The organism is Candidatus Thermoplasmatota archaeon, assembly GCA_034660695.1.
Lineage (GTDB): Archaea > Thermoplasmatota > E2 > UBA202 > DSCA01 > JAYEJS01.
This window is the reverse complement of record JAYEJS010000048.1, coordinates 1-10,858: the sequence shown is the minus strand read 5'-3', so window position 1 is coordinate 10,858 and position 10,858 is coordinate 1. Positions and strand designations below refer to the sequence as shown.

The window sequence follows — 10,858 nt, the reverse complement described above, 5'->3', positions numbered from 1 at the left end:
AGAAGGGCTATACATCTGGCAACAGCAATGCAACAAGTTCGTAAAAAATTCTGGGAGTCTTTTTATAAATCCTTTCTTTCCATTAGGGGTAAATGGAAAAATTATCTCTCATAAATGGAGACATAAGTGCCATCATGCTTTGATACGAATTTTTCATTATTCCTCTTTCCAGCTTGTGATTGCAACGCCTATGGCGAAAACTACTGCTGCGAATATTAAAATGATAAGGCTGTTCATCAATGCCCCCGATGCATCTCCGAGTATCATGGCATCTCTCAGACCCTCGCCCACGTAATACAGCGGCATGAACTTTGCAACCGTCTGAAGAAACGAGGGCATCATTTCAAGGGGAAAAAATATGCCCGACAGAAACATCATGGGAAACGTTATGACGTTGGCAGCGGCAGGTGCAGTCTCCTCGTCCTTAACAAAACGGGTTACTATCATTCCCATGCCGGCAAAGGCAAAACTTGCAGAAATAATCAGGATGAACATGTATATGTTTACCTTAAATGTCAAATCCCAGACAGCGATGCCCACCAGTAAAATGGCAGAGGTGGAAACAAATGCCATAAAGAGCATGAACAGCATTTTTGCCAGAATCCAGTCGCCACGTGTGAACGGCGTTGTGGACAATTTTCTCAATATGCCGTTTTTCCTGTATTTCGTGTTGCTTTCTATAACGCCGAAAACACTGTTTGTCATGACGGTCAATGCAATAACCCCCGGAACAAAGAAATCGATGTACTCGAATTTCTCCTGTATTATGCTGCTCGTGTTGAAATGCAGGAAGTTATCGCCCCCCGCAATCATGAGATTGGATTGCCCTAGGAACTGGGACACAACGGACATTACTATGCTGTTTCTCTGCATGTCGCTCTGGTCAAGCATCAATGTCATATTTTCCGCAAGACTGGCATTTTCGTTCATTATTGCCATTCCCAGCTTCATTCCATAATTTTCCGGAATTACCATGACGGATTTTAATTTTCTCGCCTTTACGTAATCGTAAAGCTCTTTTTGATTCGATGCATCACTGTCCTTTATTACCTTTATTTTGATTATGCCGGTACCGTCAAGCTGGGCGTAAACTGCATCGTAAAAATTGGTAAAATTGTTCATGGGAAAGTTTACCTCCGTACTGTTTTTTACCATGTCTGCAATAAACCCTCCGTTTTCATAATCGTAGTTTTTTACATAAAGGTCATATCTTCCCCCGCTGCCAGAAAAAATTGCGCCGAACAGCAGTATGAGAATCACAGGAAATGCGATGGAGAAGAAAAGCGCCCCCTTATTGCGTGTATAGTTTTTGAAGCTTGCCATAAAATCCGTGGCAACTATTCTGAAATTCATTTTTCCTCCTTCAACGTTGCACCCGTCAGGTTAAGAAATACGTCTTCAAGGTCGGAGTGTTTGATGTCCACTTCCCTGTAATACAGATCCTTTTCTCTCAAATAAAAGAGAATGTCCATAACCGCATCCCTTTTCGATAGTTTTACCTCCACGTTTCCGTTGGCCGAACTTGTTTCCCTGTAGCCCGTTTTATGCAAAGCTTCCATCACTTCCTTTGTTTTGCATCCCTTTACCAGCAATACGCTCCGCCCGCCGTAGCCCTGAAGCAGCTCATCCAGTGTTCCCTCTGCCACAATCCTGCCCTTGTGGATGATTGCAATGCTGTCGGCAAGATATTCTGCCTCTTCCATGTAGTGGGTTGTAAGAAATACCGTTTTCCCATGCTTTTTCAAACCGGCGATGGCATTCCATACGTCGCGCCTGGCTCTCGGGTCAAGGCCGGTAGTGGGCTCGTCCAGAAATACGATGTCAGGGTCGTTTACAAGAGCGATGGCGACACCGACGCGCTGCTTGAGCCCACCTGAAAGGGTTTGGTACTGCTTGTGTTTCTTATCCTTCAAATCGATGAGGTCTATTATTTCGTCGATATCAGCGTGCTTTCTGTACAGACGGGAAAAGTAAGTAAGGGTTTCCCTGACAGTCAATCGCTCGAAAGACTTGAACTCCTGGGGCAGCACCCCTATTCTTTCCTTTATTTCTTTGGTTGTCTCCCTTATATCGTAACCCAGCACCTTTATTTTCCCTTTTGTGGGATTTCTTATCGTCTCTATGATTTCAACCGTGGTTGTTTTTCCAGCCCCGTTTGGCCCGAGAAAGGCAAAAACTTCGCCCTTCCGTACTTTAAAGGAAATGTTGTCAACCGCCTTCAACTCGCCGTACACCTTGGTTAAACCCTCCACCTCTACAGCATAATCCATTGGCAAGCAAAAAAAACTTTATATTTAAATATACCGACAATGATTTTTACACATTGGCATTCACAATTATGGAGAAATGGCGCTTTTTGATTCATCCGGCGCGGGATGCGTTCACAAACATGGCCATAGACGAGGCGTTGCTTGTTTCCGGAAAGCCTACAATAAGGCTCTATAAATGGAAGCCTTCCGCCATATCAATCGGATATTTCCAGGGGATAGAGGAAGAGGTGAATGTTGATGCCTGCATGGCAATGAACATGGACGTGGTGAGGCGTATAACCGGCGGGGGGGCGGTATTTCATGATGAAATGGGGGAGATAACCTACTCGCTTATTGCCCCGGAAAAGAAAATGCCCAAAAATGTTCTTTCGTCGTGCAACAAGATATGCTCTTCCATCGCAGACGGGCTTGGCCATGTGGGCATAGACGCCGCATTCTCCCCGCTCAACGACATTGTGGTAAACGGAAAGAAAATTTCTGGAAGCGCCCAGACCCGCCGGTATGGAAACGTGCTCCAGCACGGAACGCTTCTGATTGACCTGAACACAGAACTCATGTTTTCCCTGCTGAACGTATCTGCTAAAAAAATCGAGGATAAGGGCATAGACAAGGCAAGCAAGCGTGTAACATGCCTGCGCGAGGAGGTCGGAAGTGTGGATGAGGGCAAGATAGTAAAAGCGCTGGCTAGGGGATTTGAGAAGGGGTTTGGCATGACACTGGTGAAGGGGTGCATGAACAGGGAGGAGATTGGAAGGATAGATGAATTGAGGGAAAAATATGCCAGCAGGGAATGGAATTTTAAAAGGTGAGTTGAAGGTCAAAGGGGGAAAATTGCTGAAATGCAGCCTCGATATCAAAGATGGAAAGATAGGGAAAATAAAAATCACCGGGGATTTTTTTATGTACCCCGAGGAAAAAATAGAAGAGCTTGAAAAAATGCTGGTAGGGAATGATGCAAATGAGGAGAAAATAAAAAGTACTGTAGACGAATTTTTTTCCGGGGTTACAATTTTCGGCGCATCAAAAGAAAATTTTGTGGAGCTGGTGATGATGACAATTAGGTCGGAAAATCAGGAGTGAATAAGGGTTGCTTCACATTCATTACTTAACCAATCGTTTAACTCGATGGGCGATTAAAAATTTAAAAGGTGCTAACTGATTCCATTCCATGAAAAAGATTATAGCCGGTTCTTCTTCCCCTGGGCTGGCAAAAAATTTGTCTGATGAGATTAACGTGCCGGTCGCAGATGTAACCACAAAAAGATTTCCGGACGGCGAGTGCTATGCCCGCATAAATGAAAACATCGACGAGGCCATAATAGTTCAAAATACTTATCCAGACAGCAACATCATCGAACTTTTCCTGCTTCAGGATGCAGCAAGAAAAACGGGCGCGGAAAAAATAAGTTTGGTTATCCCCTATTATGGCTACGGGAGGCAGGACAAAACATTTGAAGGGGGGGAAGCAGTAAGCGCGGAAAAAATGGCAAGGCTGCTCGAGCAGGATGCGGACACTGTCATTTTAATAACCCCTCATAAAGAACACATCACAAATTTTTTCAGCATAGATGCAAGGAATTGCGACGGCATGCCTGCATTGGCAGAATACTTCAAAGGGAAGGTGGACACGGTCATAGCCCCGGATAAAGGCGCATTGTCAATGGCAAAAAATGCTTCCGAGATAATTGGGTGCGATTATAACCACTTCGAGAAAACAAGGATAAGCAGCAATGATGTCAGAATGGAAATAAAGGATATGGACGTGAAAGGCAAAAAGCTGCTCATCCTGGATGATATTATTTCTACTGGCGGAACGATGGCAAAGGCGGTGGAAATACTGAAGCAACAGGAAGTAAAAGAGGTATATGCAGCATGTATCCACGGCTTATTCGTAAAAAATGCGGATGAACGTATTATGCGGGCGGGATGCGACAGACTAATCGCAACCGATACAATAGAAAGCCGGTACAGCAAGGCAAGCGTGGCAAAAGAAGTGGCGAAATTGTTCAGGTAATTGGACAATTACAAATCTTTTTTGTTGAATACGTAATATGTCAGAACAAATGCCGCGATTATCCACGAAAACAGGATGGTAAGGGTAAATGGAATGTTTACAAACGACGGTATGTTTCCTGCAATATTTTTAACTGACTCGATGGTTAGCGATACCAGTGCGGAGTACGCCTTCACCGGATTTATTAACGAAGCTACATAAAACCAGTTGGGAGCCATAAAATTTGGATCTACCACTTTTCCAACCCCGTATTGCGCGGTCAATATACCTGCTATTATTATATTCCATATCATCTCGAACAAAAACCACAGAAATACGGCGGCGCCCATTGCAGTAGAACGTTTCTTGAAAATAGACGAGAAAAACATTGAAACGGAAATAAAAACCAGGCCAAGAAGTATGGATGCAAGTATGAACATAATGTAATTACCCCACTGCACGCCTCTGACATTTACCCCTATTACCACTCCAGCGACTCCGAATCCTGCGAAATTTGCAACTGACAATACCGCACCCAGCCCGAGAAATTTGCCTGCCAGTACTTCAATCCTTCCGACAGGGTAAGACAAAAGGAGTTCCAGGGAGCCCCTTTCTTTTTCCCCAACAATCGTAGCGTATCCCAGCATAAGCCCGATAATCGGTACCAGCAATGTAACCAGCATAATCATCCCCATTATGGTCACGTCAAGGTCCCTCCATCCAGTTCCCTCAGCCCCCATGGAACCAAAGTAAGATATAACCAGAGTCAATATCAAAAATATGGCTGAAACTGCCATTATCCATTTATTTCGCCAGTTGTCCATGAATTCCTTTCTTGCTATGCTGTAGACTGCCCTACAATCCATTTTACTCACCCGTGAATTTAAGGAACACTTCCTCTAATGAGGGTTCCACTGTCTTAAAGTCAATTATTTTTCCGCCTGCCCCTTCTATTGCATTTATGATGTTTAATTTTGCCCTCGGGTTGCACGTCACGTTTATTACGTTTTCGGATAACCTCGCATCTTTCACCCCCTTGACCTGTTTCACCCTGCTGAGAATCTGAGTGGAGGGGCGCTGCAATTCTATTTTCAGCACGGGCTGCAAATCAAGTTTTTTGCCCAGATTGTCCAGCGTGTCTATTGCGATCAGCTTTCCATGATTCAGAATGGCCACCCTGTCGCTCACTTCCTGAACCTCGCTGAGTATGTGTGAAGATATAAATATGGTCGTGCCGTTTTCATTCAAATCCTTTATTTTCTGGCGAATCTGCCATGAACCCTTTGGGTCAAGCCCTCCAGTGGGCTCATCGAGTATTAGTAAAGAAGGGTTTCCAATCATCACCTGAGCCACCCCAAGCCTCTGCACCATTCCCTTGGAGTAATTTCCAACTTTCTTGTTCACCTCCCCCTCAAGCCCCACATTTTTTAGCAGCTCCAGGCATTCTTCTTTGCTTGCCCCTCGCAATTCAGCATAAAATTCCATGGTTTGCATTGCTGTAAGGTTGTCGTAAAACGAAACGTTCTCCGGCAGGTAGCCTATATTCTTTCTCGCCTTACTGCCGTCTTTTACCACATCAAAACCGTTTATTTTTATTTCCCCGGCAGTCGGGAAAAGTGCGCCAATCATTGATTTTATAATCGTTGTCTTGCCAGCCCCGTTTGGCCCAAGCAATGCAAAAACTTCGCCCTTTTTTACCTCGATGCTCACATTGTCAACCGCCTTCAACTCGCCGTAATTTTTTGTTAGGTCTTTTATTTCGACTATGTTCATTGTGACAGAAATGGCACTACTCCTTATATAATTATTTATACGGTTTTCCAAAAAGCATTAATTATTTAAGGAATGAGAGATTGCGAGATGATGGCTTTACTGTCAATCGTCGTACCGACATACAATGAACTGGAGAATTTGCCCGTCCTGCTTGAAAGGGTGGGAAACGCCATGCATGGCATAGATTTTGAACTGGTCATAGTGGATGATGACAGCCCTGACGGCACAGCAGACCTGGCTGAAAAGTTGAGAGAGAAATACGGATTTCTCAAAGTGGTGAAAAGAAAAAACGAGAGAGATCTTGCAACCGCCGTGCTGGAAGGTTTTAAAAACAGCAACGGGGAAATCCTTACGGTCATGGATGCCGACCTTCAACATCCCCCGGAAAAAATTATTGAACTATTGAATAAAATACAGGAAGGGGCGGACATTGTTATCGGGAGCAGATACATACCTGGTGGGGAAATAGAAAATTGGCCTTTCAAGAGGAAATTTTATTCCAAGGGGGCAAGGGCCGTAGCACATCTCTTGCTGCCCAAAAGCAGGGAAGTCAAAGATCCCCTCTCCGGTTTTTTTATACTCAGGCGGGAAGTCCTGGAGGGCGTGGAGTTGCATCCGATAGGTTACAAAATACTGCTGGAGATTTTGATCAAAGGAAATTATAAAAAAGTGGAAGAAGTGCCCATAACATTCAAGGACAGGGAGAGAGGAACCAGTTCCCTTGTCTTCGAGGAGTACAGCAAATATGCCAAACATCTGCTCCGCCTTTCATGGGAGGCAGGTGAAATAATGCGTTTCGTTAAATTTGGATTGGTCGGGGGAAGCGGTGTGCTGGTCAATCTGGGATTATTATGGCTTATAACCGAGAGATTCGGGATGTTTTACCTTTTCTCGGCCTCCATTGCTATAGAACTGTCTATACTTTCCAATTTTATATTAAATGACTTATGGACATTTCACGACAGAGGAAAAAAAGGAATGAAAAATGCTTTTACGAGATTTCTGAAGTTTAATCTTATCAGTTCTCCAGCGTTTCCAATGCAACTTGGCATTATGGGGCTATTAAAAGAATTTTTCGGATACTACTATATGTGGGCTGCATTTATTGCCATAGTCATAGTTTTCATATGGAATTTCGCTGCCAACAACCTGTGGACCTGGTTCAAGTAGCTGTCCTTACATACATGACGTATTTATCCACCGAGAATTTTGGAGTCAGCCCGTAAAACAAGATCTGTCCCCTGCCCTCGATTGTTTTGTACATAACATAATTCCCGCTTTCCTCGAGATATGCCCTCACCTCTTCCATGCCCGAGAGGGACCAGTAAAGCACCACCGCCTTTGCATCCCCGTGCTCGAGCCAGTATATTATGTCAGAGGATTCTGCCGGCAGATGCTGGTAGTATGCGAGATTGGTCAGATTGGGCGGGCAATTCCTGTCCGCCAGAACATTCACCAGGGGATTGCCGGATATTATAACGGAGCCGGAAGGAGTTATTTCTTTTATCTCATCTGCCACGTCATATGCCATATCGTGAGGAGCAGCCAAAATCATGGATGAGAAAAGAACGGCATTTAATGCAACAAATGCTGCGAGTAATCCTTTTCCTTTCAGGCTGCTCTCCGGCAGGTCTGATAAAGCCACGGCGGTGAGTATTGCAGCGGGAAAAACAACATATGCAAAATGATGCTGGAACGTCCTCCCCTGAACCATCAGAAATACAAAGATGGACAAAAACCATGCTACAAGAAAAGCAATTTTTTTATTTTTTAAGTCCCATCTTTTTATTGAAAGCATGTAGATAAAACTCGGACCTATGAACAGTAAAAACGAAAGCTTCGTGCCCAAATCAAAGCCCCTGCCCGTCTGCCTGAATATTACCCCGTCTATTAATTCCTGCGGGGTGAAAATGAACGCCGAAAAAAGAAACGGCAGGATGAAGGAAAGCGCATATAAGGAAAGATGGAAAAATTTCTTTTTTTTAACCGTATGGTACAGGAAAATTACGCTCACCATGATGGCAAACGGGGCTGCAATCATCTTTGCCATGCATGAAAGGGAAAGAAAAAGAGATGCAAGTGCTATATTTCTCGGGCTCGCTCTGTCAATATACATGATAAAAAAAAGTGCCGAAATGCACAGGAGGGATGCTGAAAACAGGTCGAGGGATGCAAGCCTTGATTCTCTCAGGAGTGTGAAATCCAGGGAAAGCATCAGCAACACAAATACGCCCGCTCTTTTGTTCCTCAAACGAGATGCGATTAAAAATGATGACAAGGCAGCAGCCAGAAAAAGGAAGGAGGAGAGATATCTTGCGGACATCACATCTCCCCTGAACAATGAAAAAACCAGTATGGCAAGTGGCGCCTGGTCTCCGCCCAGATCCCCGTAAAGGTTGTAGCCGTCAGCCACCATCCTTGCCTGAACGAGATGTATTCCCTCATCAATCCCGTTTGTGGAAAATGGGTTCTCTATATTATACAACCTGAAGGAAATGAAGATTGCCGCCACAACAAAGAGAATGAAAAATTTTTTGTCGGCACTTGTCATGCCTATTCCCTCTTTACCCTCCTTGCCTTCACAGGGTGGATGGCACCGCACGCTTCGCACCTTAACAGAAGCGTCCTGTTCTTTTTCATTAATTTAGTATCCGGCCTGCCGCACTCCCTGCACAATACAAAGCGGTTCACATAATCCTCCAACCTTTCCTGTACCTTTCTTTCCGGTATCTTTCCCTGAAATATTGCCCGCTCCCCCTCCGCCTCGCCTGCAGTGCCAAGCTCCTTCAGCAAATAGGATAGAATGTGCTGGGAATCTCTATTCACAATGCCTGATATTTCGAGGAAATTTTTTAGAATGGTGGTATTCCCCTCGCGAAAGACAATTCCACGGGGCATCTGAAACCTTTCCTTTGTTGTCACCTTTTCCGGCAGGGATTCTATTGACCGGTTCAACAATTCCTCGTAATCGTATTTTTTCATCAAATTTGAATATCCCGGTACTTAAAAAGTTATTCCAGCGTCGCATGCCTTTTTTTCATTTTTTTCTCATCTTCGCCCTTCCTTGCCATCAGCTCGGAAACAAACCCGTCGAGAAATATCCATGAACTTGCCTCGAAAACGGTACCGAGGGGAGCAAGGTTGGGATCGCCTTTTATCGAGAAGGATATCAAAACATCGGCAAATCTGGCTATGTGGGAATCAGGATTTGCTGTAATCGATATTATTTTTGCTCCGAGTCTCCTCGCAATCTCCGCGGTCATGGTCACCGGTATTGTCTCTCCAGAGCCGGATATCAGCATCACAAGGTCATCTTTTTGAACAGGGGCTGTTATGGTTTCCCCTATCACGAATGTCTGAAAGCCGAGATGGACAAGCCGTATGGCAAACGCTTTCCCCACCAGCCCGCTCCTCCCCGTACCATAAACAAAAATTCTCTTTGCATTCATGAAAAGGTCTATCGCATCATCTACTTTTTTTTCATCCACGTTTTTGAGAATGCCCCCTATCATCCTGTTTATGTAATCAACCGATTTTTCGAAATTCCTTTCCTTATTCATTTTGACATTTCCATTGCCCTATCAAGCAGTATTTGGGAGTATACTGCATCATGCTCCAGTATGGGTGATTCTGATATAAGAGTGATATTGTAGTCATTTTCAATAATGCATCCCATAAATGCTATGACCGGCATATCCCCCTTCCTTATGGGGACGTGATACATCTCTCCATCTTTGTTGTATTTCACCCCGGTTACATGAATCAAATAATGATCCATTTCCAAATCGCTGACTCTATCGAATACTTTCTGAAAGTCCTTCTTATCCTTCAAACAGCCATCACCCCTTGCATGTATGTGCCCGATATCAAGAACAGGCAACACGCCGCGGACACGCCTGCAAACCTCTATGACCTCGTCCAGGCTGCCAAAAACCTCTTTCTTGCCCATCGTTTCAATGCCGAGTGACACTTCTATGCCACCTTTTTTTAACTCATCCCGTAGAGAGCGTATGTTTTTTACAAAACGTTCCATGGCTTTCCTTTTTGATAGAGAGCCGTAAAATCCTGTATGAAGCGTAACGATTTTTGCGCCCATGATTTGAGCGAGATGAGCTGATTTCCTTATCTTATTCTTGCTCATCTCCACGTTTCTCTCATTTCCGGTGAGATTTATGTAGTAGGGCGAGTGAACAAACAATTCCATATCGCATTTGCTTGCCACATCTTTTAATTCCTCTGCCTCCTCCTCTGAAATAAATCCTCTGGCAAACTGTATTTCCATGGCCGACAAGCCGAGATTTTTTGTATAAATGATGCCGTCCCTGTTGGTTCGGTCTTTACATGATAGGGGTATGCCGGCAACTCCTATTCTTATCACAAGAATTGTATTGCTCTGGCATTAATATAGACCAAACCTTAAATTTTGATTCCTAGCTTGTTAGGTGGCACAAACGCATTTTACTACCATTAAGTTTATATTCTTATGCACCCTAACTATTATTATGTCATATATTGAAATTAAGACAATAAAAGGCAGGAAGTATCGTTATGAAAGAATGAGTTATAGAATGGGAAAGAAAGTGAAACACAAAAGCAGATATTTGGGACCTGTAGAACCTGTAAATAAAAGGAGAAAAATAAATGCTGGTAGAAAGCCTAAGCTAAGAGTTAGAGATCTAACAGAGGGAGAGAAGGAGTTTATCTGGCAGAATCTCAAAAACAGTAAGAGTTTTATCAAGGATAGAGCAAGGATTCTTCGTTTATCAAGTGAAGGGAATGCCGTAAAGGAGATTTGCACTAAACTTGGCTTTCATAGACCAAA

At 43.9% G+C, this 10,858-nt stretch carries 13 protein-coding genes; 5 read left to right on the top strand and 8 right to left on the bottom strand.

The features are described from left to right. Positions 1-156: 156 nt before the first annotated feature. Positions 157-1,353: an ABC transporter permease gene (locus U9O96_02510; protein ID MEA2053979.1), complete on the bottom strand. Its 1,197-nt coding sequence runs from the start codon at positions 1,351-1,353 to the stop codon at positions 157-159. Further along, positions 1,350-2,270: an ABC transporter ATP-binding protein gene (locus U9O96_02505; protein ID MEA2053978.1), complete on the bottom strand. Its 921-nt coding sequence runs from the start codon at positions 2,268-2,270 to the stop codon at positions 1,350-1,352. The genes U9O96_02510 and U9O96_02505 overlap by 4 nt, the downstream gene beginning before the upstream one ends. 53 nt (positions 2,271-2,323) lie before the next feature. Between U9O96_02505 and U9O96_02500 the strand changes: the two genes are divergently transcribed. From U9O96_02500 to U9O96_02490, 3 genes are all read left to right on the top strand, one after another. After that, positions 2,324-3,079: a biotin/lipoate A/B protein ligase family protein gene (locus tag U9O96_02500; protein MEA2053977.1), complete on the top strand. Its 756-nt coding sequence runs from the start codon at positions 2,324-2,326 to the stop codon at positions 3,077-3,079. Further along, a complete protein-coding gene (locus U9O96_02495; protein ID MEA2053976.1) occupies positions 3,048-3,350 on the top strand; it encodes a lipoate protein ligase C-terminal domain-containing protein in 303 nt (100 codons plus the stop codon). Before U9O96_02500 ends, U9O96_02495 begins: the two co-directional genes overlap by 32 nt. 88 nt (positions 3,351-3,438) lie before the next feature. Continuing rightward, entirely contained in the window at positions 3,439-4,284 is an 846-nt protein-coding gene (locus tag U9O96_02490; GenBank protein MEA2053975.1) for a ribose-phosphate diphosphokinase, read from the top strand. Between the two features lie 8 nt (positions 4,285-4,292). Here U9O96_02490 and U9O96_02485 read toward each other — a convergent pair whose 3' ends face one another. Next, positions 4,293-5,129, bottom strand: coding sequence for an ABC transporter permease (locus U9O96_02485; GenBank protein ID MEA2053974.1), 837 nt, complete (start codon positions 5,127-5,129; stop codon positions 4,293-4,295). A 1-nt stretch (position 5,130) separates the two neighbouring features. Beyond that, complete coding sequence (locus U9O96_02480) at positions 5,131-6,036, bottom strand: ABC transporter ATP-binding protein (protein MEA2053973.1); 906 nt, start codon at positions 6,034-6,036, stop codon at positions 5,131-5,133. Positions 6,037-6,108: 72 nt separating this feature from the next. Between U9O96_02480 and U9O96_02475 the strand changes: the two genes are divergently transcribed. Continuing rightward, complete coding sequence (locus tag U9O96_02475) at positions 6,109-7,206, top strand: glycosyltransferase family 2 protein (GenBank protein ID MEA2053972.1); 1,098 nt, start codon at positions 6,109-6,111, stop codon at positions 7,204-7,206. Here the strand turns inward: U9O96_02475 and U9O96_02470 are convergent. From U9O96_02470 to U9O96_02455, 4 genes are read right to left on the bottom strand one after another with little or no spacing between them, the layout of a single operon-like run. After that, complete coding sequence (locus tag U9O96_02470; protein MEA2053971.1) at positions 7,199-8,587, bottom strand: glycosyltransferase family 39 protein; 1,389 nt, start codon at positions 8,585-8,587, stop codon at positions 7,199-7,201. The genes U9O96_02475 and U9O96_02470 overlap by 8 nt on opposite strands. 2 nt (positions 8,588-8,589) lie before the next feature. Then, complete coding sequence (locus U9O96_02465; protein MEA2053970.1) at positions 8,590-9,018, bottom strand: translation initiation factor IF-2 subunit beta; 429 nt, start codon at positions 9,016-9,018, stop codon at positions 8,590-8,592. Between the two features lie 29 nt (positions 9,019-9,047). Next, positions 9,048-9,596 carry a 6-phospho-3-hexuloisomerase gene (hxlB, locus tag U9O96_02460; protein ID MEA2053969.1) on the bottom strand — a complete coding sequence of 183 codons (549 nt, stop codon included), beginning with the start codon at positions 9,594-9,596 and terminating at the stop codon, positions 9,048-9,050. Continuing rightward, the gene (locus tag U9O96_02455) at positions 9,593-10,414 is read right to left on the bottom strand and encodes a TIM barrel protein (protein MEA2053968.1); all 822 of its coding nucleotides are present in this window, start codon (positions 10,412-10,414) and stop codon (positions 9,593-9,595) included. Before U9O96_02455 ends, hxlB begins: the two co-directional genes overlap by 4 nt. 124 nt (positions 10,415-10,538) lie before the next feature. Here U9O96_02455 and U9O96_02450 point away from each other — a divergent pair. After that, on the top strand, positions 10,539-10,858 hold a 320-nt coding region (locus U9O96_02450; protein ID MEA2053967.1), incomplete at its 3' end, for a hypothetical protein.